Genomic DNA, 22968 nt, shown 5'->3' with positions numbered 1-22968 from the left:
CTCAGTTTGCGACTGTCTGAGCGACAGCGTTGTTATCCGCAAGAGCCTCTTCGGCCTCTTCCGTCACATCCGGGGTCTCCGGCGCGTCGGGATCGACGATATCCACTTTCATGCCATCGGCAGCACCGCGCACGGGCGAGGTGACAACACGCTCTCCAGCGGCCAGTCCACCAGTCAGAACAACGCGATCACGGTCCGTAGACGCCACATTGACAGGACGAATTTCCAGCTCATCTTCGGCAGTGACCACATAGACCTGATTTTCTCCACGCAACGCTGTACGCGGGACGACCACTGCGTCTTCCAGGGCCCGCCCTTCTATATAAGCCGACACAAACAGACCTGACGCCATGGGCGTGCCTTCATCTGCACCGGTCCCATATGGGTCCTCGACCTCAGCATAGGCAAAAAGAACACGGGTTTGAGGATCATAGCCGCTGTCAGTGCGCACTATACGCCCTGACCATTGGTGCGGTCGACCGGAGACAAGCGAGCTGAATGTGACAGCTGGTCCCTTCACATCATCTGTCTCAAGAAAGCCGATTTCCAGACCAAGCTGCCCCAGTTCTGAATCGGTCAACGGCAGGGCAACCTGCATGACCTGTACGGCAAAAACCTCTCCCAGCTCTGCGCCCGGTGCCACATATTGGCCAATGTCGACATTCTTGCGGCGCACCCGGCCATTGAATGGTGCACGGATGGCGGTACGCGCCAACTGCAATTCTGCTTCGCCCAATGCGGCCTCAGCCGAGTCGATCATGGCACGTGCCTCTGCAAGCTGCGGCTCCCGGCGCGCGAGCGATGAATTGGCCGCATCAAGACCAAGTTCGTCCGCTTCCTTGCGCGCCACAGCAGCTTCTGCTTCTTCGCTACGCAATCTCGTGCGCGCCTGCGCCACATTGGCCCGGGCCTGCACAACGCGCAGACGGTATTCTTCAGACTCTATCTGCAGCAGCGTATCGCCCTTCCGGAAAGCACCACCTTCAATAAAGCTCGGGGACACAAAGGTGATTTTGCCAGCAACCTGCGGCACCAGCTTGATTTCCGTGCGCGGGGTCACCTCCCCTTGTGTCGTGACTGTCAGACGGGCGTCCTGCTGCACGGCTTCAGCGACCAGCACTGGCGGCGCTTTGACAACTTCCTCTTTTTCTTCCGGCTTGGGCTTGAGCGCACTCATGCCGAACAGGAGCACAATACCCCCGACAATGACCAGGAGCGGCAGTCCGCCCACCAGAAGGCGGCGAATAAATAATCCGATATCACGGGGTTTGCGCGCAGGTGTAGTTTGGCTGTCCATTCTCATGGCTCCACTATTATACCAATCGACAGCCGCCACACCCTAGAAACGCTGCCATCTAAAAACTCGCTGTTCCGCCTAAATACAAATGGTTTTGAATGCGTTAACCATACTCGGCAGGACAGAATATCTGAACGACCTCAAAAAGCCACCCAGATAGTCAGCACTTGATCTCACTAAACGTGAAAGGCAAGCCCTGTTCTGTAGATTGTCCATGATCGTGGACAGAATGCCACAATATAGCGATTAAATTTTGGCAATCCTCTTCATCAGAGGACTATCAGGCAACGAGTTGACCGTCAGTTTCGGCCTCTGGCTGTTCTTCAGTATTGCCTGCCTGTTCTTCGGAAACACCGTGATGCATCCTGTTCCAGGCATCCAATGCCGCAATCTTATAGGCCTCTGCGAGGGTCGGATAATTGAAGATACTGTTGACGAAATAATCCACTGTACCGCCAAGGGTCATGGCAGCCTGACCGATATGGATCAGTTCCGTTGCCCCCTCACCGATAATATGCACACCCAGCAGGCGGCGATCTTCCAGGGAGAACAGCATCTTCATCATGCCACGGTTGATACCGAGAATGTGGCCGCGCGAGGTTTCCCTGAACCGTGCCACGCCGCATTCATAAGCGATGCCCTTTTCACGGATCTGTTCTTCGGTCATGCCGATCATGGAAATTTCCGGCACAGCATAAATGCCATAGGGAAAATGTTCCGGCACATCTTCAATCGTGACATCAAAAGCGTGACAACAGGCGATGCGGCCCTGCTCCATGGATGTAGAGGCAAGACTCGGGAAGCCGATCACATCACCCGCAGCATAGATGCCAGGCACATCCGTTTCAAAGCTGTGCCGATCGACAGAGAGGCGCCCGCGATGGTCTGTCTCCAGACCACAGGCATCAAGATTGAGCTCTTTTGTCGCCCCAAGACGACCTGCAGCAAAAAGGACCATATCTGAATCCATGACACGTCCGTTATCAAGCGTCGTTCGGCAGCCATTACCGCGACGTTCAATTTTCTCTGCCTTGCTGCCCAACCGCAACTGAATGCCACGATCACGCAGATCATACAGGAAGTCTGCAATCAGTTCACGATCCACAAAATCAAGAACAGTGTCACGTGGCTCGATCAGACTGACACGAATATCCAGTGTACTGAAAATTGTGGCGTATTCAACACCGATAACACCCGCCCCAACAACTACAATAGATTTGGGCAGGGTTTCCAGGTCCAGCACTTCATCACTGTCTATAATATGCGTGCCGTCAAACGGGATATTCTCGGGCCGGAATGGTTTTGTGCCAACACAGATGAGAATATTATCAAAGGAATAAAGTGTTTTTTCGCCAGAAGCGCCGATAACTTCTACCTTGTGCCGGGACAGGAAACGCGCCGTTCCCTGCACACGTTCCACGCGGTTGCGACAGAACTGGTGCTCAAGCACTTCAACTTCGTGATCCAGTGTCGCCAGCAGGCGTTTCTTCAGGTCATCAGCGGAAATATTCGCCTTTACCTTATAATTCTGGCCGTAAAAGCCACGCTCCCGCCAGCCGGAGAGGTTCAAGACGGTTTCGCGCAAGGTCTTGCTCGGGATCGTACCTGTATGCACCGAAACACCGCCAACACGTCGGCCTTTTTCAATAATCAGTACAGATTTGCCCAGTTTGGCCGCCTGTATCGCGGCGCGTCGACCAGCTGGTCCGCTGCCAATAACGATCAGATTATAACGCTCTGCCATGTTCATCCTCCAATTTGGAGCATGGTTAATAACAAACAAAAGTTGCGATATGATTGATCCGTAGTTAACCTTTTGTCAGAGCATTGACAGGTCTGTTTCCAGGCCCAGCTTCACCCGGCCGGTCTGCTCATACATTGCAGGGCCCACCATAATATGTTGGGTCATTGTATGGGCGTCCCGGAAACGTCGCTGCAATTCATTATCCAGAAAGACCGAACTTCCGCCACCAAGGTCATAAGCTGTGCGGCAAATATCCGCACACACGCGCGTTGCATGCGTGCTGGCAAGACGCAGGTCAGCTCTCAATGAAGCTGTCAGCACAGGTGCTTTCTGTGCTGCCTGCCAGGCCTCTTCAATACTGCCTGACAGATACGCCTGCGCCGAACGCCAGGACGCTTCTGCCTTTGCTATTTCCGTTTGTACAACGGGACGCTCCGCCATACTCTTGCGGCCACCGGGTGTCTTTTTACCATTGGCAAGTGTAATGATTGCATCAAGACTTGCCCTTGCGTTGCCAAGAGCCACAGAAGCAATACCCAGAGCGAGAAGGCCGAAAACCGGAAACACATAGAGTGGACTTTCGACCACAGGCTGGTCGGTCAGCAGGGAGACAGATCTCTCAACCGGCACAACAGCATCAGACGCAACCATGTCGCCAGACCCTGTGCCCTTCAGGCCCGTGACATGCCATGTGTCAACAAGTTCAATATCCTCACGCGGAAAGATCATCATCCTGCTCTCCGGCAAGCCATTTGGAAGCATTTTTGGTTTGGCGTTTTCAACGATCAGCGAGCCACCAGACAACCAGGCACAATTCGCGGAACCGGATGCCCATTGCCAGCGCCCGCTAACCCGATATGTGTCTCCCTCACGGACCGCCTTGCCCATCGGGGCAAAAATACCCGCAAGAATGACATTCGGATCAGAAAAAACCTCGCGTGCCGTCACCTTCGGCAGATAAGCAGCCACAAGCGCTGCTGTGTCTGCGATCATGGTGCACCAGCCAGCGCTTGCGTCACCCATACTGACCAGTTGAAGCGCCTCACTGAATTGCGCTGGCGTTGCTTCCAGTCCCCCAAGATATTCTGGTGTCAGCAGGCGGAACAAACCGGCTTCTGCCATGCCGGTTGCGGTGTCGGTAGGCAACTGCCGCAATTCTTCGAACTGGGCCGCTTTCTCTCTGAACGCTGGAACCTGTTTCCGTGTCCACTCAATGGTCTGCGCATAAGTCATTATCGCCATCTCCTGAAAACACCTTAAGGGAGATAGGCACGGCAGGCCAGTCAGGTTTTTTGATGACGTGTACGCAGAACAGACAGCACATCTGACAACAACATATCGTTGGCCTGCAGCAGCACTGTCAGGTGATATAGTAGATCAGCGGCCTCTTCCTTCAACTCATCCCTGTCACCGGCGGCACCGGCCAAAGCCGTCTCAACCCCCTCTTCCCCTACTTTCTGCGCGATACGTTTTTTACCGGCTGCAAATAGTTTTGCCGTGTAGCTACTGTCCGGTGCTGCTGATCGACGATCGCTTACGACCTGCTCCAATTCTGCCAGAAAACCGATACCGGGCGCTTCTCCGTCAGCAAAGCAGCTGCGTGTTCCCAGATGGCAGACAGGCCCATTTCGACGGGCCAGAACCAGAAGCGTGTCTTTGTCGCAATCCATTTTGACAGACACAACTGTCAGCGTATTGCCGGAGGTTTCGCCCTTCTGCCACAGCGCCTGACGTGACCGACTAAAGAAAGTCACCAGGCCACTGGCGTGTGTCTTCTCCAGAGATTCCCTGTTCATGTAACCGAGCATAAGAACCTGCAGCGTATCAGCATCCTGAATGATGGCGGGAATCAAGCCATTGCTTTTCTGCCAGTCAAGACCCTGAACATCTATATCCGCATCGCGAGGCCGCATGAAGCAAGCTCCTTCTTCAGTTCCTGTATGTGTATGACATTCTTGTGGAAGACACTGGCTGCAAGTGCGCCGCTGACATCAGCCACTTCAAAGACGGTTTGAAAGTGTTGCATTGACCCCGCACCACCAGAAGCGACAAGGGGGATCGTCAGCTCACGCCGCGCCATGGATAATTGCCTGGTATCATAGCCTTGCCGCACGCCGTCCTGATTCATGCAGTTCAAGACAATCTCGCCAGCACCGCGCGCCTCAGCCTCCCTGATCCAATCAATCATCAGGCGGCGTGTGCGCACCATAGAATCCGGGCTCCCCGTGTACTGATGGACGTAATAGTGACCATTTTCTTCCAGAGAATCCACGCCAATAACGATACACTGCGATCCAAAAATGTCGACCAGTTCATCTATAAAGTCAGGATTTTCCAAGGCCGGTGAATTGACCGATATCTTGTCAGCACCATTATCAAGCACAGCACGCGCCTGCTCACTGGTTCTGATACCGCCAGCTACGGAAAACGGAATATCAATCACCCGCGCCACATCCCGCACCCAGGCGACATCGACACTGCGCTTCTCCGGACTAGCTGTAATATCATAGAGAACCAGCTCATCAGCGCCTTCATCACGGTAGCGCAGGGCACAGTCAACAATATCGCCCACAACCTGATGATCGCGAAACTGGATACCCTTGACAACTTTCCCGTCCCGAACATCCAGACACGGAATAATCCTACGCGCCAGCATTGATCGCCTCCGGCAGCGTGAACCTACCCTCATAGATCGCCTTGCCAACAATGGCTGCCGTGGCACCGGCTTCTTTCAAAGAGACGATATCTTCAAGGGTCCCTACCCCGCCAGATGCCTGTAAGCTGACATTCGGGAAGCGCCTAATGATTGAGGTCATGAGTTCCAGATTAGGTCCGGACAACATGCCATCACGCGCCACATCCGTAACCAGTAAATGCTGCAAGCCTGCTGCAGCGTACAAGGACAAAGTATCCCAGAGGATTTCCCCGGAAGATTTTTCCCAACCATGGGTGGCGATAATTGGCTCGTCATCCTGAATTTTGACATCAAGAGAAATGGTAAACTTCTCACCCCCGTATTTTTCAAGCCATTGAAGAACCCTGTCCTTATCGAGCACTGCCAGGCTGCCAATAACAACCCGGCTGACGCCGCTGTCTAGTAATGACGCCACATGAGCCTCGGTTCGCACCCCGCCAGCAGCCTGAACAATAACACCAGCTGACGTGGCCAGATTCCCGATCAGCTGATGCTGAACAGGCGCGCCTGATCTCGCACCATCAAGGTCGACAATATGAACCTGCCTTGCCCCGTCCCGCACGAACGCAGCAAGCCGGTCAGCTGGCTTGTCATCATAATGCGTGACTGCATCAAAACTGCCTTGAGCCAGTCGAACACATTTACCGTCGATAAGATCAATAGCAGGATAAATCAGCATGGTACGCTCATGAAATTTTCAAGAATTTGAGCACCGACAGAACTGGAGCGTTCCGGGTGAAATTGACACCCATAAACATTCCTGGACTGAACGATTGCTGCACATGCGCGTCCATAGTCAACCGACGCAACTGTTGCCTCAGAAACAGGGCAGGCATAACTGTGCACAAAATAGGCGAATGACCGCGCCTGTACAGTCGCGACAAGTCTATTATCCGGCTGGCATATATCAAGAGTTGACCAGCCCATATGCGGCACAGGTAACTGCGCACTCCCTGACAGACGCGCCACTTTTCCTTCCAGCAGGCCAAGACAGGGCGTATGCCCCTCTTCAGAGTCTTCAAACAGAAGTTGCATACCGAGGCAAATACCCATGATCGGTTGCCTTGCAGTCTTCAGTGCTGTTACCAGGTCAAGACGGTGCAGTTGCGACATGGCAAAACCGGCAGTGCCAACACCGGGCAAAATCAATCTTTCCGCTGACGCAATACCTTCTACTGACTGTGTGCGCACATGATGAACACCCAATCGATCTAGCGCAAACTCAACAGAGGCAATATTGCCGCAGTTCATGTCAATCAGGGTTACACTGCTCACAACACACCTTTTGTGCTGGGAATATCGCTTCCCTCCCGGCGCACAGCCATGCGCAAGGCACGGCCCAACGCCTTGAAACAGGCTTCCGTTTTGTGATGATCGTTTTCACCCCTCACAGAAACATGCACGGACGCGCCAAGACTGTCCGCAAAGGACCGGAATAGGTGCGCCGTCATTTCAGTAGGGTACGCACCGATATGAGTTGCAGAAAAAGCGCCCGTAAAGACGCTGTACGGCCGCCCGCCAAGGTCGAGGCTGACCTGCGCTTCTGTTTCATCCATCGGTAGCAGAAACCCAAACCGGCCAATGCCCCTTTTATCGCCCAAGGCGGATTTCAGGCATTCCCCAAAAGTCAGCATACAGTCTTCAAGCGTGTGATGCGCGTCTATTTCAAGGTCACCCTTGCAAACCAGACTCAGAGAAAAGCCACCATGTCGCGCGACCTGCTCCAGCATATGATCAAAAAAACCGATCCCGGTTTCAATCTCGATCCTGCCAGACTCATCAAGGTCAATACGGCAGGCAATCTGTGTCTCTTTGGTTTTGCGTATTTTTTCGGCAGCCCGTGACTTTTCCGCCGATTTGAAAACGCCAAGAACAGACAAAAGAGTATCATTTTCAGCAGGCGTCCCGACTGTGATGCGAAAGCCGCCCTTAAAGACATTTTCACGGCGGCGTACTTTTATGCCTGCCCTGTCCATTTTCTGCTGGAAGCTGTCTGAATCTGTAACACGCACAAAAATGGCATTCGCATCGCTCGGGTACACGTCACATATGTCTTCTGCCAACGGCAAAGAGGTCATCAGCCTCTCCCGCTGCGCCAGTATCTCGCGCACACGCTCATTCGCCAGCGGCATCATGAAAGGCGAGATGGCCTGCATCACTGCCTCTTCCGTCAGCGAAGATAGGGGATAAGGCGGCATGATGCGGCGCAGAACATCAATCACGTCAGGGTGTGCAAGCGCACATCCACATCTTGCGCCTGCTAGGCCGTAGGCCTTGGACAGTGTACGCAGGATAACAAGGTTATCTGTCTGAGGCAGATGTGATGAAAGACTGTCCTGTTCCGAAAACTCTATATAAGCCTCATCAAGAACAATCAGACTATCCGTCAGCTTGCTGCATATATCCAGTATATCCTCAGGTGGTATGCTGTTGCCTGTGGGATTCATAGGGGAGCAAAGGAAAATCAGTTTCAGATTTTCTTCACTGACACCGGCCGCGATGATCTCATCCTTTTGAATACTGAAATCATTATTCAGAGGTGTCTGTAGCACGCGGGCGCCCTGAATTTGCGCAACCGTTTCGTAATAGCTGAATGTCGGCGGACAAACGAGAACCGCATCCTCTGATGGCCTGCAGAACGCACGTATCAGTAGTTCAATCGCTTCATCAGCCCCCCGTCCGACAATGATGTTCCGCTTGTCGACCTGATATAATGAAGCCAGTCTTGCCAATAGCCTATCGGGCTGCGGCTCCGGATACCGATTAACGCTCGCGGCCAGTGAATCCGTCAGTAATGGCGTATAAGGATTTTCGTTTGCATCCAGTTTGATCGCCTGCGCACGGTCATTCTCATCATACGCGGTCTGATATGGCTCAAGCGCCAGTATCTCCGGCCGCGCCAGCCTTTGTGCGAGAGAGGTCATGTCAGCCCTCCCAACGTGGCAAGCCGTATATCTGCTGCCCGCGCATGTGCTTCCAGCCCTTCAAGGCGGGCAAGGCGTGCTGATGTTTCCGCCAGGCCCTGAATGCCAGCTTGCGTGACCTGCTGCACTGTCATCGACCGCAGGAATGTCGCGACACAGACACCGCTCCATTTACGCGCTGCGCCATCTGTTGGCAGAACATGGCTAGGGCCTGCCGCATAATCACCAAAAGTTTCTGCTGCCCACCCCCCGACAAAAACTGTTCCGGCTGTGCTGATCATGTCGACCAGTTTATCTGCCGCATGGGTGTTCAGCGAAAGGTGTTCCGGCGCGTACTGATTTGATATTGACACTGCCTCCTGAATTCCCTGGACAAGAATTATTTTTCCATTGCCAAGAGCTTCGCGGGCGATTTCCGCGCGCGGCAATGTCTGAAGCTGGCGCTCCAACTCGACCTGCACGGCGGCAATCAACTCATCACTTGTCGTCACCAGCACGACCTGCGCCATCACATCATGCTCCGCCTGGCTCAAGAGGTCCGCTGCCACAATTCCCGGGTCAGCTGTATCGTCCGCAATCACCATCAATTCACTTGGTCCTGCCGGCATATCGATCACAGGCCCGTCTGGCAGTGAAGCTGCATAGGTCTTGGCGGCTGTTACATATGCATTGCCGGGGCCTGCAATGATATCCACTTTTGGGATCATGTCTGTCCCGGTTGATAATGCTGCAACAGCCTGCGTACCACCCACAACATAGATGGCAGGAATTCTGCAAACGGCCGCTGCCAGAATGATAAAAGGGTGAACATTTCCGTTTTTGTCTGGCGGTGTACAGATGATGATTTCATCAACCCCGGCAATAAGCGCTGGAATGGCCAGCATGAGAAGTGTCGAGAATAAAGGCGCTGTGCCACCAGGGACATAGAGGCCAACGGCGCGCAAGGGACGCATCACCCGCGCGCACCGCAGACCCGGCGCAATATCTGTTTCATATCCATCAACTGGCTCTGCCTTGTGAAACATTTCAATGTTACGGGCAGCAGCCTGCAAGGCTTCATAATCAGCCTGGTCGACGCTGTTGCGCGCAGCAGCCACAACGCGCTCGGTCAGCTCAAGCCGGCGCGGCGCAAAGCCGTCAAATTCCTGCGCAAAGCGCGCCACGGCTGCATCACCTTCCTGCGTAACGGCTTCAAATACCGTCCGCACCACATCAGTTACAGACGCCGACTGGCGGCTTTCCGGCCTTGCCAGGGCTGCGATACGCGACTCGTCTGACAATTCCGACCATTTCAATAGCTGCATCATCAGGTCCTACAACATCATCTTTTCAATAGGCAGTACCAGGATCGCTGAACTGCCTGCTGCCTTGAGGCGCTCCAGTGTTTCCCAAAACACCGACTCCTGACAGACGGCGTGAATAGCAACCTGCCCCGGTTTGCCTGCAAGAGGTGTAACGGTGGGCGCACCAGCACCTGGCAGAATCTCGATAATGTCATCGAGTGCGGATTCCGGCGCATTCATCATGATATATTTGGTTTCACGCGTTGCCAGAACACCGTCAACACGGCGCAACAGACGGGCAAGCAAGTCTTCCGGATAAAGCGTTTTCCGGCCTGTGTGCCGGATCAGCACCGCTTCACTTTTCATAACCGTTTCAACGGCCCGCAGGCCATTGGCAGCCAGCGTCTGTCCGGTGGAAACCAGGTCACAGACAACGTCAGCCACTTTCAGCCTCGGGGCAACTTCCACCGCACCGGACATCTCCACAACACCGGCTGAAACACCGTTTTGCGCGAGATAATTTTTCAAAAGCACCGGGTAGGACGTGGCAATGCTGACCCCGTTGAGGTCTGCCGGGCTGACATAATCCATCTCGTTCGGCACAGCAATTTTCAGTGTACAGTGACCAAACCCGAGAGGCCGCGAAACATCCACCGCCCCTGCTTCTATTTCCGGCCAGTCTTCCTGCAGGACGTTTTCCCCCACAATGCCGAGGGCGCAGGCACCGCTTGCCACGAATTGCGGAATATCATCATCGCGCACCCGCAGAAAATCCGCTGGAAAATTTTCTGCCCTGTAGAGAAGATCATTGGCGCCACGCGTAATTTTCAGCCCGGCCTGCTCGAAAAGCTGCAGGCTTTTATCGGCCAACTGGCCTTTCTTCTGGACCGCAATGCGCAGGCGTTGCTCCTGGTCTGTCATGTGTTGTCATCCTTCATTCGCTCCAGCATCAGGCGATATCCCTGATGTGGCTCATTGTTCAGAAATCGCGCAACGCGGGCGATTGTTGTCGTGCTGACCCCGGTTTCCTGATGGATTTCCCGATAGGAAAGGTCGGTCTCATTGAGAAGACGGGCTACGTGCCACCGCTCTGACAGCGCTCTGATCTCTCCGGGCGTACAGAGGTCGGCGATGAAGCGTTGCGCTTCATCAGCGCTTTCAATGCTGGCGAGGCTGCTGTACAGCGCATCTTCGCTGCCGGGTGGCACGGCCATTGCCGTTTTGGTTTTTTTGGGTACTGCCATATTCGTGTCTGCCTGAGCACTGGATGTGAGTGAACCACTGTGTTATCGCGTTAATACAGAAATACAACCGCAAGGCAAGCCCCCAATGGATGATTTTGACCGTTTTATTCACGTGGCTGAACAGGCCGTTGATGCCGCAGGCGCGTTGATCCGCGCATATTATCTCACGCCGGTTTCAGCAGAGCGAAAACTGGCCGCGTCCCCCATCGTGACGGAGGCAGACACGCGCGCCGAGCAGGTGATCCGGCAAATTCTGCGCGAGGCCCTGCCGGATCATGCTGTCTATGGTGAGGAAGAAGGCTACTCAGCCGGCAACAGTCGTTACGAGTGGATACTTGATCCGATCGACGGCACCATCGCCTTTTCCTGTGGCAAGCCGGTATTCGCGACGCTGATGGCCTTATGCCGGGATGGCAAGCCGATACTCGGGCTGGTCGACCAGCCGGTCACCGGTCAACGCTGGCTGGCTGTGGCGGGGCGCCCGACCCTGTTGAACGGCTCGACTTGCGTGACCAGTCACACGCAAGACCTTGCTGACAGCCGCTTCAGCACCACAGCGCCGGGCATGTTTGACAATGGTCTGGAGCGCGTTCTGGCTGAGATATCTGACCGCTGCTGGATCACGTCCTATGGCGGGGACGCCTATGCCTATGGCCTGCTGGCGGCTGGCCATATTGATCTGATTATTGAGCGCGGCCTTGCCCGGCATGATATTGCCGCTCTCCTGCCTGTGGTGACACAGGCAGGGGGTGTTCTGTCAGACCTGAGGGGTGATCGCCTTGACTATATATGTCCCCATACTGAGGAAATATTCTACGATGCTGTTGCCTGCGGCAACGAAAAGCTGCACGATCAGGTGATCGAGATCATCCGTCAGCACAGGACTGACTGACGCGCCCTATTCGAGCGCGCCATAGGCTGTCGCCTTAACGATACCTTGCGCGCGTGACTCTGGCGCATACGGCCCGGGCTCGCGCTGTGCCAGAACAATCGCCGCAAGATCATAGGCCGGGTTGACGAAGAACACGGTATCGTAATATCCGCCCCAGCCAAATTCTCCGGGTGCCTGAACACGCCCGGCAAATCCCGGCTCCAGCACCACGCGCCCGCCAAGGCCAAAGTTTTCGCCGGGTTTCATGAAAGAGCCCAGCAATGCTTCCTGCGTGACATGCGGTGACATCATCAACTCTACCGTCGCGGGCGATAAAAGCCGCACACCGTCCAGCTCTCCACCGTTCAGCAATAATTGGGCAAAACGCATATAGTCCCGCGCTGTCGAGACCAGCCCACCGCCGCCAGACGGCCAGGCCGGACTGTCTGTATTCGGATCAGGGTTATTGCCCCGGCGACCCGGCAGAACCATTTCTCCGGCTTCATTGAAAATGTAGACCATTGCCAGATCGGAAAAATCATCCTGCCCCAGAAAGAACCCTGTATCCTCCATGCCCAGAGGCAGGAAAATCTCTTCTGCCAGAAACGCATCCAGTGATTTGCCGGACACAACTTCAATCACCCGCCCGGCCACATCTGTCGCATAGGAATAGCGCCATTCAGTTCCCGGTTGACTGTACAGGGGGAAGTCTGCAAGCGCATCAATGCGCGCGCCCAGATCACCCTCAAGGGTGTACAGGCTCCCGGCAATCATCTCCTTGCCAAGGTCCGTACTGAAATCGAAAATGTAGCCAAGCCCTGACGTATGGGTCAGGAGCTGGTGGATGGTCAGTGGCCGCTGTAACGGCTCTGTCGGGATCACACCGTCCTCATTATAGTTATGTGATGTGGCAACCTTAAGACCTTCGAAAGACGGGATGTATCGTGCGACCGGATCGGTCAGCAACAGGTCGCCGCGCTCCACCAGCATCATGATCGCGAGGGAGGTTACCGGCTTGGTCATGCTGGCAATCCGGAACTGCGTCTCCTGTGTCATCGGCTTTGACTGCTCGATATCAGCCAGGCCGACTGCCGTCTCATAAACTGTTTCCCCGCCCTGATTGATCATGACGACAAAGCCGGAGCGGATGCCGGCCTCAACTTCGGCCTGCAGTTTCTCCTCAATCTGAGCCAGTCGCTCAGTGGAGATATCCAGTCCGGATTGCGCGCCCTTACGGACCTCGACTGTGGTGTGCTGGCCGGAACAGGCCACAAGCAGGAGTGCCAGAACGGCGCTCATGAGACAGGACAGGAATTTCAGGTGCATGGCGCACTCCCCCATATGGTTCTTATCTTCTTCGCCACTCAGTCAGCCATAGTTGATATGGTAAAGCAAGATGGTCTCCAGGCCGGTTCTAGGTCAGTCTGCATTGAGCCCGTATTACCCTATGCGTCAGTCGCCATCTTCACGAGCTTGCTGACCGTGTTGATGTTGCGCACTGTGCCCTGCGACGCGGCGGTCAATCGCAGTTTCGTTCGCCCCATGCCTGATGGATAGTGAACATAGACCTCCCGCTTCCCGGGTTGGATCACTTCATCGGCTTGACCTTTGGCCGTTTCGATTATGTCCGGCGGCGGCGCGTGGTCCAGGAAGAGGACCCCCACCTTGCTTGGCTCTGCGTCAGGAAAGGGGTTAGCTTCGAGAACTTGCTTCATCTCCTGCGCCGTGCGGACAATAACGCCAACAGGCTTTGCTGCGTAGCTGTCCAGCTTCTGTTCCAGAAGCAGTTTCGCATCGGAAGGTGTTTTTTTTGTCGCAAAAATCAGATTGCCCGATTGGATATATGTGCGAACCTCATGGAAACCGACTTCTTCCGCCAAGTGACGAAGATCGGCCATCGGCATTTTGCCAGTTCCGCCGACATTGACGGCGCGCAGGAGAGCGATAAGGGTTTTCATCCAAACACAATATCTGACCAGCGCCTGTTGCAGAAGCCGTTCGTTGAGACAATGACAGCTGCTTGTTAAAGGCAGTCGCTTGAATCACAACACAATATGCCTATCATCACAGCATGTTTGATAGTGTCAAAAATGCGAGCAGTTTATTCAGCTCAGTTCTTAAGGCAGCCGTCACGCATCCCGTTTTGATCGTACCCTTAGGATTGGTCTGGGGCATTTATGCTCCGCTCGTAGTCTATCTTCATTTCTACTTCGATTGGAATAGCGTATCCGCCTTCCAAGGGTTCGGTGTGATCTTTGGTTTCATATTCGCAATCTCAGTGCTGATATCTGCTTCTTGTTTCATGCTTTTGGAACAAATTAGGCTCAGGACCTGGCGGTAGAATTCAATTCGCTTATTCTACACTTGCAAATGCAATTGCATTTAGAGTCTGAATCAAAAGTCTTTCATATGAAACATGCTCTTGCCAGTCGTCTTGTTGCGATACGGATGTGAGCCATGAATAGCCATGCGATAGCTGAGGTCCAGCATCGTTCCCAATCCTTGGCGAGACGGCGTGATCGCCCTAACCATGCGAATGTGCGTTCTACGACCCATCGCCGGGGCAGGACTTTAAAGCCTTTCATTTTATCGGATCGCTTGATGATTTCCATCCGGAATGGACCGACTTTTTTAAGTTTGCGCTTTAGCTTATCTCCCGCATAGCCACCATCGGCAAAGATATGGCGAAGCCATGGAAATTTGTCTCGCGCTTCCATCAACACCGCTGGTGCGCCGTCGCGATCCTGTACATCCGCGGCATGCACAAGTGCTGTCACCAGAAAGCCTTCCGTATCCGTCAGAATATGCCGCTTGCGGCCTTTTATATTTTTGCCCGCGTCAAAGCCAGTAATACCGCCACTTTCTGTGGTTTTAACCGACTGGCTATCGATCACACCTGCGCTGGGGTGTGGGCTTCTGCCGTGTGCTTCGCGGCATTCAAACAGCAGGCGGTGATTGATCTTTTCCAGCAATCTGTCATCACGCCACCAATAAAAATATTTCTGAACCGTCGAAAAAGGCGGGAAATCCCTTGGTAACATGCGCCATTGGCAGCCAGTAGACGCGATATACAACAAGGCGTTCATGATCTCCCGCATCGGCCACTTGCGAGGACGCCCCATCCGATTTGGAAGAGGTATTTCAGGTTCAATCAAAGCCCATTCGTCGTCCGTCAGATCACTTGCATAGCGCAGGAAACTGCGGTCATAATATGTGCGGGTGGTTTCATTCCAACTCATCTGATCCTCCGTGTCTTAAGCAAACAAAGAGAATCATAAGTCGTTGAAATCACCCAGATACTTTTGGATCAGGCTCTAAAGATCACGCTCTTTTTTGCCTTGCCTCTCGTGGTTCACGGCATTTCGGTTTTTTTCATCCAGCTGACGGGAAGGCATGAGCGCAAATTTGGCAAAGCGTGACCCTCGGCACCCAGGCAATAGCCGAGATGTCTCTCGGCCAGCCCCCATTTCAGCCTCTTGCCGCACTCAGCCCCCCTTCAGCCCCCATGTTGTCAGCGTAAACATTACAATCTATGGGCCCCCCTTTGTCAGCCTTTAGTCTGGGTCTCCCGGCGCATTTCGCGCCCCAAAAAAAAAGGAGACCTCCCCATGACCGCATCAGCAACGGCATCAGCGCCCGCCCCGGCAAAAGCATCAGCCCCACTCAGCCACGGCCGGGACCTTCTGCTCACGCCCCAGTCCCGCATCACCAACCTGCAGACAGCCCTCGACAGCCTGACCATGCAGATCGCCGATCAACGCAGCCTGTTCAACCCGCAGGAAAAGCGCGTGCGCCTGTTGCAGGATCAGGTCCGCCTCGTGGCCAGCCAGATCCGCTCTTACGAGAAACTCGAAGCCCTGAAAAAAGACATGGGGTTGAAAGTCACCATTGCCGAGGCGATGGCCGTGTACAACCAGCGAACCTGTACACCCGCCCCAGCAGATGACGCAGATGCAGCAGACGCAACGGACATGGCAGAGGCAAAAGACCCAGACACCCGCGCCAGCGACAAAGTGCACGCCAATACCACGGCGCCCACAAAAAAATCTCACCGGACCACCACGCCCGGCAATGACATATTAGAGGCAGCCATCCCCGTTACAGGGGCAAAACCGCCGCAATCGGCCTCAGCACAGCCAGCCGCCGCCGCACAAGAGGACGCCTTGCCCTGCCTCAGCCTGAAAAAAATCTCAGCCGGGCCGAACGCCGCCGTCAGGCAAAAGCCGCGCGCAAAATGCCAGCCGCAACAACCGACCTGTTAAACGAGATCACCGCCATGGCCATTGGCTTCCGCCAGCTTGTACCAGAGGGATGCATCCCCCCAGAGGCTGGCCGCGATGGAGCCCATCGTGTCCCCTGCCCGGACGGTATAGGCGCCGTGGACAGAGCCCTGATTGTAAGAGTTGATCGGGTTATAGTTCTGGTCGAAGTCCGCATGAGCAATGCCGTTGGTATTACCATTACGGAACGCCCCGGTGCCCAGCGTTTCCGTGCGCAGATCTATAGACTCTTCATAATCCGTATGCAGGGTGCCGTTATTCCCCACATAGCCCATCTGCTTGCCGCCAAACAGATTTTATGCAGGCTTTGCCTCAAGATACGAATAAATTTATGGGCTTAGACTCTCAAATTAACCAACTGTAAGTTTTGTGAATAAAGCTTCTAGCCATGCATGAGCGAGAAAAAATTACTCAATCTCTCTCCGCTTTTTTGAGATATAATTATTTCGACTCCAGAATACCAAAAAAAATAATAAAAATATCAATAAATTTACAGCAGTAATTAGCATAAATATATTATCAATTTTATTGATTTCATTAATTAAATTGGCTATCAGTAGTATAGTTCCCAAAACAATAAAAAACAAGAAAAGCGAAATTTCCCCCTTCGAAAAACTCCATGTTCCGCGAAGTTCAACTTTAAAAATCTCAGAAGTGAAATTTTTGGAAAGAACCACTACTTTAATTACGGTAAATAAAGCGGTACCGGACTGAACCAGTAGCCACTGAGTGAAAATCAAATTATATGAACCTTCCCCCGTTACAATACGGAAAATAAAATAAAATAAAATAAAAATGCAAAATAGACCATTAAATTATTGTATATTAACATATACACTGAAAATAAAAGAGATTCTTTCGTATACTCTCGATTCACCATCATTGACTATTCCTTTTTATATCCAGCATGCCGCCAAAACTAAGAGCCTGATCCAAAAGTATCTGGGTGATTTCAACGACTTATGATTCTCTTTGTTTGCTTAAGACACGGAGGATCAGATGAGTTGGAATGAAACCACCCGCACATATTATGACCGCAGTTTCCTGCGCTATGCAAGTGATCTGACGGACGACGAATGGGCTTTGATTGAACCTGAAATACCTCTTCCAAATCGGATGGGGCGTCCTCGCAAGTGGCCGATGCGGGAGATCATGAACGCCTTGTTGTATATCGCGTCTACTGGCTGCCAATGGCGCATGTTACCAAGGGATTTCCCGCCTTTTTCGACGGTTCAGAAATATTTTTATTGGTGGCGTGATGACAGATTGCTGGAAAAGATCAATCACCGCCTGCTGTTTGAATGCCGCGAAGCACACGGCAGAAGCCCACACCCCAGCGCAGGTGTGATCGATAGCCAGTCGGTTAAAACCACAGAAAGTGGCGGTATTACTGGCTTTGACGCGGGCAAAAATATAAAAGGCCGCAAGCGGCATATTCTGACGGATACGGAAGGCTTTCTGGTGACAGCACTTGTGCATGCCGCGGATGTACAGGATCGCGACGGCGCACCAGCGGTGTTGATGGAAGCGCGAGACAAATTTCCATGGCTTCGCCATATCTTTGCCGATGGTGGCTATGCGGGAGATAAGCTAAAGCGCAAACTTAAAAAAGTCGGTCCATTCCGGATGGAAATCATCAAGCGATCCGATAAAATGAAAGGCTTTAAAGTCCTGCCCCGGCGATGGGTCGTAGAACGCACATTCGCATGGTTAGGGCGATCACGCCGTCTCGCCAAGGATTGGGAACGATGCTGGACCTCAGCTATCGCATGGCTATTCATGGCTCACATCCGTATCGCAACAAGACGACTGGCAAGAGCATGTTTCATATGAAAGACTTTTGATTCAGACTCTTAGAAGTTCCAGGTCCCCTGAGATCAGTGCGAGGAAGCCAAATATAGCCAAGACACCCAAAAAGCTTGCGACGTGTAGGTAAAAGTTCAGGCGCATGCCAGCCTCAGCTTCTTCAGCTTTGCGTTCGGCAGCTTTGCGCGCCTCCTCTTCGGAATCGACTGATAGAGCCATGGCGTCAACGTCAAAGGCGGCGGCCAGAGCAACGACAGACTCCTGCGACGCCTTTTCACCATTCTCAATTCTTTGGATGGTTCGCAGTCCTATTCCCGCAAGCTCAGCCAAATGTTCCTGCGACCAGTGCCGTTCCTCCCGCCACCTTTTGATCTTCGCTGCATCTGCTTTGAACGCCATACTTAAAATCCTTATTTCTGACCGGGCGTGTACCCTGTGATTGACCAGGGCCAATATGGGCGCAACTCCAGCAATGCGCCACGCCATTAAGGTGACAGATACCCGCCAGAAAGCCGCCACCGTGCCGCCAAATACCTGATTTCAGACATTATTCTGAGCCTAGTCCGACGTTTTTCATGATCTTTCCAGTCAGGCCCGCAGAGTGTTGCAATGAACTGTTCAACCGAACATTGCGCCGAGAAGTCCTGAACGCCGAATGGATTTCGACCGCTTGTGCCTACGGGGTCGTCGGCCAGATTTTTGATCTGCTGATGACACAAAGGGACGATTTAAGACGCTCAGTTTTCGGCTATAGCGAGCCAGATGCGGCCGTTCGTATTGCGAATATGATTCTACAGGTTTTCTGAATATCTGAGAACACTGTTCGACGAAATGCTTACATATCATAATTTTTCAGTTAAAGGGCGCGTGAAATACCGATAGGGAAACCATGTAAGGGCATGGGTCCATCCGGCATTTTCATACTCTCGGGTCAAGCTTGGGCCCCTTAACGAGACAACCCGGATATTCTCCACAGGGGCGTCTGTTTGAGTAAAATATAACTTTAGCCAAGTTGCGCCAACAACTTTTCGACCTTTCGCCCCTTCCTCTCTCAAGACTTCCACTTCGTTAAAAGAGGTGACGCCTGTGCGCATAATACGCGTACGATCCAGAGGGTCAAAATTTGGCTCATCAGAATAAGTTGCATTGGGCTCAATAGAGAAACGCTGTTGCGCGGCTTGCCGACTAATGCCGAGCAATGTGCCGACATCCGCCCAACTTAATCCTGCCCTGCGCCCGGACTGAACCCATTGCTTGAGAGATTTGTTTGACTCATCAGCGGCAATATAGGCCTCAACTATTAGGCGAGAGAAGTCATCAGAGGTGGCACTCTCCAAAGCTTGCGGGTCACCATCCGTATGCCAGTTTAGAATAAAATCGGCGACTCTATCTCTAAGCTCTTTTTCTTTGGTGATGTCCATAATCGTCTCCTTAAGTGATTGGAATATTGTCAATATAGCATTGACAAATATAGTTCGTCAAGAAGAAATTGACAGCCGCAGTTTGGCGCAGGCTTTCCGTCTGGCAACAAACTTTACCAGCGCCCTTTTCAGGGCGTTTTAAGTCATTGGATGTGATGCCAGAGCGCGGCAACAACCGGCCAAAGTGCCGCCTTAGGCCCGGGGCCACATCAGATGACTTCTGCATTTTGGGTTTTGATCTCCTCCAGCTGTTGGGAGAGTTCCTGCACCGCTTTCAGCAGTACCGGGATCAACTCCCCGTAGCGCATCCCGTAGACATCTGCTGCCTGGTCATGGATGAAGGCGGCGAAATCCGAGCTGGCGATATCCTCACGCGCCAGCAGCGCCTCTACCTCCTGTGCGACCAGACCAAAATGCAGGCGGCGGCCTTCGATATGACGCGCCGGCGTCAGCTCCATTTCCTCCTGAATTTTTCGAATGCGCGGCACATTGTGCATGACCGGCTTCCCCGCCGGGGAGAGCACTGGTTCACCATCCGCAGCATATAGGGGATGCTCATCAAAGACCGGCACCTGTCTCGCCTCTGTCACGTCTTTCAGGACATATTTACCCGCCTGCAGGACCGGCTTTTTCACCACACGCTGTTCGAGGCGGGTTTCATATTCCGCGCGCTCGACGATCTGGGTTTCAGCCGTCAGTGTGCGGTCGCGCCAGCGAAACTGGACCGGGCGCAAGGCATTGACCAGCGCCAGGCCATAAGGCAGGTCCGTCACGTCTTTTTTCAGTCTTTCATCTGATGTCTGAATGGTTGCATTGGTTGCATAGACATCATCCCAGCGCTGGGCGGCGGCGCCAAGATCATAAACATCGTCCGTCTGCGGCAAGGCAGCCCCTTTTACATATATCCCCACATCTTTGACGACGCGGCAGGTCGCCCCAAAGCCGGGGGCGATCCAGGCTTCGCTGAAGCCGCCACTTTCCCCGATGCGCAGAACGCCTGCCGAGCTGCGCAGAACAGAGGCGCCGCCAATGCCAAAACCGGCTGCTGATGCATTGATCGCATAGGATGGCCCCGGATTGGCACCGCCAATACCGATATGGCCCCCGATTTTCGCATCCGCACCGTTTTTCAGGTCTATCGGGCAATCGGGCGCGCCGCCGAAGCCCGCATAACCGCTGCTGCTGTCGATGATCAGGGCATCAACAAAGTTGCTGCCGTCGTCACTGACTTTGAGGTGAAAATCATCGTCGCCAGTCAGGCCAAATTCCGCCCTGCCGGAAAATCCTGACTGGAACAGGACCGAAGCTGTGTTGGCGCTGCCTGCCTTGTTGATGATCTGCCGGGCATCACCGGTGCCGGGCGTGACATCATCATGGGACAGCAACGCAGCGTCTGCCTTCACGCTGAACCGGTTGGTCGCATCGGCAGAAGTGTTGATGCCAAGCTGGTCCAGCGTCTCCGGTGTCGGGGTTAGTTCCGACCAGCTGGTGCCATCGAAGACAACAAGCCGGGCACTATCCTCAATCCAGGCACGCATACCCGGCTGGGCTGGCAAGGCCTGCCAGAAATTGTCGAGATAAGCGGCAATCATCCCTTCTTCCATGGCAGACCAGTTGGCCCCTGTTCTGTCAGCCGGCAGGATGTAACAGTCGCCATTTTGCGGGCTGGGCGGCTCTGTCAGCGTCGTCTGCGACCGGCAACTGAGCTGCACCAGCGTATCCAGAAGCTGGAAAGTCTCATTGACGGTGATGTGTTTCTGGGCCTGGCCTGCCATCACATAAGGCAGACCAAGGCGTGTTGTTTTCTCGGGCATGTTGGCGCTCCTGATTTTGAGGGGCGCACACCATAGACCCTGCTGGAGAGGGGCACATAAGTTTGGTCAACCTATTGAAAAGACTGACCTTTCACTTCGCGAATGAGGGGGAGACTCAGCTGCTGCGTGACAGAAACTTCCGGGTCCAGCCCTGTTTCGCCTTTGGCATATCCCGGTTGGACGCCCGCAGGATTGCGGATTGCAGCCGGGTGCGCAGATATTCGTTGGTAAACGGCGCGATCAGCCATTCAGCATTTTCCGGCAGGTCGGTTGTGAGCTGGCTGGCATCACCCAGTAGCAATACTGGGATATCTTCGGCGACGCTGCCGAGCCAGTCGTCAAGGTCGCGCCAGCCTTCTGCGAAAGCATCTTCCGAGATGACAACAAGCGCCGGCTTTTCACTCCTGATTTTTTCTTCCAGCTCCTGCCGGTCAGCCGGCACAGCCGTGGGCAGGTCTTCTGCCTTGAGCGCCTGTTCAAAAACATGCAGCCGGTCAGGGTCATGAACGAGCAGCATGACCGATCCTGCTGCCGGCGTTTGCGCCGGTGCCAGCGCCGAGCGCTGTTCGCGTGACGGTGTTTTCCGCTTGAGCCGACGCGGCAATTCCACCGCAAGCTGATCGCCGGCGGCAATGACCTTCAGTTTGTCAGACGGCTTCAGATCATTTTTGCGGCAGGTTGCCAACATCCCGTCAATATCTTCATCGACACTGACCGGGTCGTGATGGGTGAGCGCCAGTTGCCCCACACCGGCATGTGTACAAATGCGCGCGGCATAGCCCGGGGTGCTGTGCCCCCAGCCAACCTTTTTGCGATATTCGTCCGGCGTGTACTGCGCGTCGTGAATCACAAGGTCGGAATAGGCGAGAAACTCCGCATGAGCCATGTCAGGGCCGCAGACAGAGCCTTCTCCCACGGCAAGGTCATGGCTGTGCGGCTCATGATCGCAGGCATAGGATACGGAACTGCCATCAGCTTCCAGACGATAGGCCAGGGTGAGGGCTGGATGGTTGAGATACCGCGTGTGAACGGTGACGTCGTCAATCTCGAACTGCCCTTCCACCAGATCATGAAACCTGATGGTGGCCATCATATTATCAAGGCTGACAGGAAAATACGTGTACTGCATCTGGCCGGCCAGCGCTTCCTGCAAGGATTTGCCGACACCGCGCGGGCCGTAAATATCCCACTCCATGCCAGGAATAAACAACGGGGCAAAAAACGGGAAGCCCTGAATATGATCCCAGTGGGTATGACTGATCAGTATGTGCCCGCGCTTGGGCATGTCAGGTCGCTTCAGAATATCCTGGCCCAGCGCGTGCGCCCCGGAGCCACAGTCGATCATCACCAGCGTGTCACGGCTGGTGCGCACTTCCACGCAGGACGTGTTCCCACCATATCGGATGGTGCCCGGACCTGACTTCGGCAATGACCCTCTGGTGCCCCAGAACTTTACAAACATTACTCTTCACCCGCTGCGCCGGCACATACCAATATGACCCATTGCGCTTCACTGTTCCCCGTGATGCAAGAATAGGGTCAAGAGTGACGGGTCCAGAGTGACCTGCATCACAGGTGCCGGAAAGTAA

Annotated in this window: 22 protein-coding genes; 3 read left to right on the top strand and 19 right to left on the bottom strand. The window is 53.8% G+C overall.

The features are described 5' to 3' along the window. Window position 1: 1 nt before the first annotated feature. From RAL90_RS00885 to RAL90_RS00835, 11 genes are all read right to left on the bottom strand, one after another. Window positions 2-1297: an efflux RND transporter periplasmic adaptor subunit gene (locus RAL90_RS00885; protein WP_306252650.1), complete on the bottom strand. Its 1296-nt coding sequence runs from the start codon at window positions 1295-1297 to the stop codon at window positions 2-4. A 280-nt stretch (window positions 1298-1577) separates the two neighbouring features. Beyond that, complete coding sequence (sthA, locus tag RAL90_RS00880; protein ID WP_306252649.1) at window positions 1578-3041, bottom strand: Si-specific NAD(P)(+) transhydrogenase; 1464 nt, start codon at window positions 3039-3041, stop codon at window positions 1578-1580. A gap of 75 nt (window positions 3042-3116) precedes the next feature. Beyond that, entirely contained in the window at window positions 3117-4274 is a 1158-nt protein-coding gene (locus RAL90_RS00875; RefSeq protein WP_306252648.1) for an acyl-CoA dehydrogenase family protein, read from the bottom strand. A gap of 50 nt (window positions 4275-4324) precedes the next feature. After that, window positions 4325-4954, bottom strand: a complete 630-nt coding sequence (gene hisIE / locus RAL90_RS00870) for a bifunctional phosphoribosyl-AMP cyclohydrolase/phosphoribosyl-ATP diphosphatase HisIE (protein WP_306252647.1) — start codon at window positions 4952-4954, stop codon at window positions 4325-4327. After that, entirely contained in the window at window positions 4930-5697 is a 768-nt protein-coding gene (gene hisF, locus RAL90_RS00865; RefSeq protein WP_306252646.1) for an imidazole glycerol phosphate synthase subunit HisF, read from the bottom strand. The genes hisIE and hisF overlap by 25 nt, the downstream gene beginning before the upstream one ends. Continuing rightward, window positions 5684-6415: a 1-(5-phosphoribosyl)-5-[(5-phosphoribosylamino)methylideneamino]imidazole-4-carboxamide isomerase gene (gene hisA / locus RAL90_RS00860; protein ID WP_306252645.1), complete on the bottom strand. Its 732-nt coding sequence runs from the start codon at window positions 6413-6415 to the stop codon at window positions 5684-5686. The genes hisF and hisA overlap by 14 nt, the downstream gene beginning before the upstream one ends. After that, window positions 6409-7011, bottom strand: coding sequence for an imidazole glycerol phosphate synthase subunit HisH (hisH, locus tag RAL90_RS00855; RefSeq protein ID WP_306252644.1), 603 nt, complete (start codon window positions 7009-7011; stop codon window positions 6409-6411). The genes hisA and hisH overlap by 7 nt, the downstream gene beginning before the upstream one ends. Further along, window positions 7008-8660, bottom strand: coding sequence for a histidinol-phosphate transaminase (gene hisC / locus RAL90_RS00850; RefSeq protein WP_306252643.1), 1653 nt, complete (start codon window positions 8658-8660; stop codon window positions 7008-7010). The genes hisH and hisC overlap by 4 nt, the downstream gene beginning before the upstream one ends. Then, window positions 8657-9967 (bottom strand): histidinol dehydrogenase, encoded by a 1311-nt coding sequence (gene hisD / locus RAL90_RS00845; RefSeq protein WP_306252642.1) that lies wholly within the window; start codon window positions 9965-9967, stop codon window positions 8657-8659. Before hisD ends, hisC begins: the two co-directional genes overlap by 4 nt. A gap of 6 nt (window positions 9968-9973) precedes the next feature. Next, on the bottom strand, window positions 9974-10864 hold the full coding sequence (gene hisG / locus RAL90_RS00840) for an ATP phosphoribosyltransferase (RefSeq protein WP_306252641.1): 891 nt from the start codon (window positions 10862-10864) through the stop codon (window positions 9974-9976). Further along, window positions 10861-11187, bottom strand: a complete 327-nt coding sequence (locus tag RAL90_RS00835) for a YerC/YecD family TrpR-related protein (protein WP_306252640.1) — start codon at window positions 11185-11187, stop codon at window positions 10861-10863. Before RAL90_RS00835 ends, hisG begins: the two co-directional genes overlap by 4 nt. 85 nt (window positions 11188-11272) lie before the next feature. Between RAL90_RS00835 and RAL90_RS00830 the strand changes: the two genes are divergently transcribed. Then, window positions 11273-12079 (top strand): inositol monophosphatase family protein, encoded by an 807-nt coding sequence (locus tag RAL90_RS00830; protein ID WP_306252639.1) that lies wholly within the window; start codon window positions 11273-11275, stop codon window positions 12077-12079. Between the two features lie 6 nt (window positions 12080-12085). Here the strand turns inward: RAL90_RS00830 and RAL90_RS00825 are convergent, their stop codons facing one another. From RAL90_RS00825 to RAL90_RS00815, 3 genes are all read right to left on the bottom strand, one after another. Continuing rightward, complete coding sequence (locus RAL90_RS00825; RefSeq protein WP_306252638.1) at window positions 12086-13384, bottom strand: serine hydrolase; 1299 nt, start codon at window positions 13382-13384, stop codon at window positions 12086-12088. 119 nt (window positions 13385-13503) lie between these two features. Further along, the gene (locus RAL90_RS00820; protein WP_306252637.1) at window positions 13504-14016 is read right to left on the bottom strand and encodes a DUF1697 domain-containing protein; all 513 of its coding nucleotides are present in this window, start codon (window positions 14014-14016) and stop codon (window positions 13504-13506) included. 447 nt (window positions 14017-14463) lie between these two features. Then, a complete protein-coding gene (locus RAL90_RS00815) occupies window positions 14464-15297 on the bottom strand; it encodes an IS5 family transposase (RefSeq protein WP_306249540.1) in 834 nt (277 codons plus the stop codon). Between the two features lie 369 nt (window positions 15298-15666). On the opposite strand from RAL90_RS00815, the gene RAL90_RS00810 reads away from it, so the two are divergent. After that, complete coding sequence (locus tag RAL90_RS00810) at window positions 15667-16320, top strand: hypothetical protein (RefSeq protein ID WP_306252636.1); 654 nt, start codon at window positions 15667-15669, stop codon at window positions 16318-16320. Here the strand turns inward: RAL90_RS00810 and RAL90_RS00805 are convergent. After that, window positions 16317-16613 carry a LysM peptidoglycan-binding domain-containing protein gene (locus RAL90_RS00805; protein ID WP_306252635.1) on the bottom strand — a complete coding sequence of 99 codons (297 nt, stop codon included), beginning with the start codon at window positions 16611-16613 and terminating at the stop codon, window positions 16317-16319. The genes RAL90_RS00810 and RAL90_RS00805 overlap by 4 nt on opposite strands. A gap of 724 nt (window positions 16614-17337) precedes the next feature. Between RAL90_RS00805 and RAL90_RS00800 the strand changes: the two genes are divergently transcribed. After that, entirely contained in the window at window positions 17338-18171 is an 834-nt protein-coding gene (locus RAL90_RS00800; RefSeq protein WP_306249540.1) for an IS5 family transposase, read from the top strand. A gap of 12 nt (window positions 18172-18183) precedes the next feature. Here RAL90_RS00800 and RAL90_RS00795 read toward each other — a convergent pair whose 3' ends face one another. The 4 genes from RAL90_RS00795 to RAL90_RS00780 form a co-directional block, all read right to left on the bottom strand. Then, on the bottom strand, window positions 18184-18543 hold the full coding sequence (locus tag RAL90_RS00795) for a helix-turn-helix domain-containing protein (RefSeq protein ID WP_306252634.1): 360 nt from the start codon (window positions 18541-18543) through the stop codon (window positions 18184-18186). A gap of 443 nt (window positions 18544-18986) precedes the next feature. Next, window positions 18987-19565: a hypothetical protein gene (locus RAL90_RS00790; RefSeq protein WP_306252633.1), complete on the bottom strand. Its 579-nt coding sequence runs from the start codon at window positions 19563-19565 to the stop codon at window positions 18987-18989. 209 nt (window positions 19566-19774) lie between these two features. After that, entirely contained in the window at window positions 19775-21379 is a 1605-nt protein-coding gene (locus tag RAL90_RS00785; RefSeq protein WP_306252632.1) for a DUF2793 domain-containing protein, read from the bottom strand. Window positions 21380-21494: 115 nt separating this feature from the next. Beyond that, window positions 21495-22841 (bottom strand): MBL fold metallo-hydrolase, encoded by a 1347-nt coding sequence (locus RAL90_RS00780; RefSeq protein WP_306252631.1) that lies wholly within the window; start codon window positions 22839-22841, stop codon window positions 21495-21497. Window positions 22842-22968: the final 127 nt, after the last annotated feature.

The sequence above is a fragment of the Parvularcula sp. IMCC14364 genome, from assembly GCF_030758415.1.
Lineage (GTDB): Bacteria > Pseudomonadota > Alphaproteobacteria > Caulobacterales > Parvularculaceae > Aquisalinus.
This window is presented reverse-complemented; position numbering and strand designations above follow the sequence as displayed.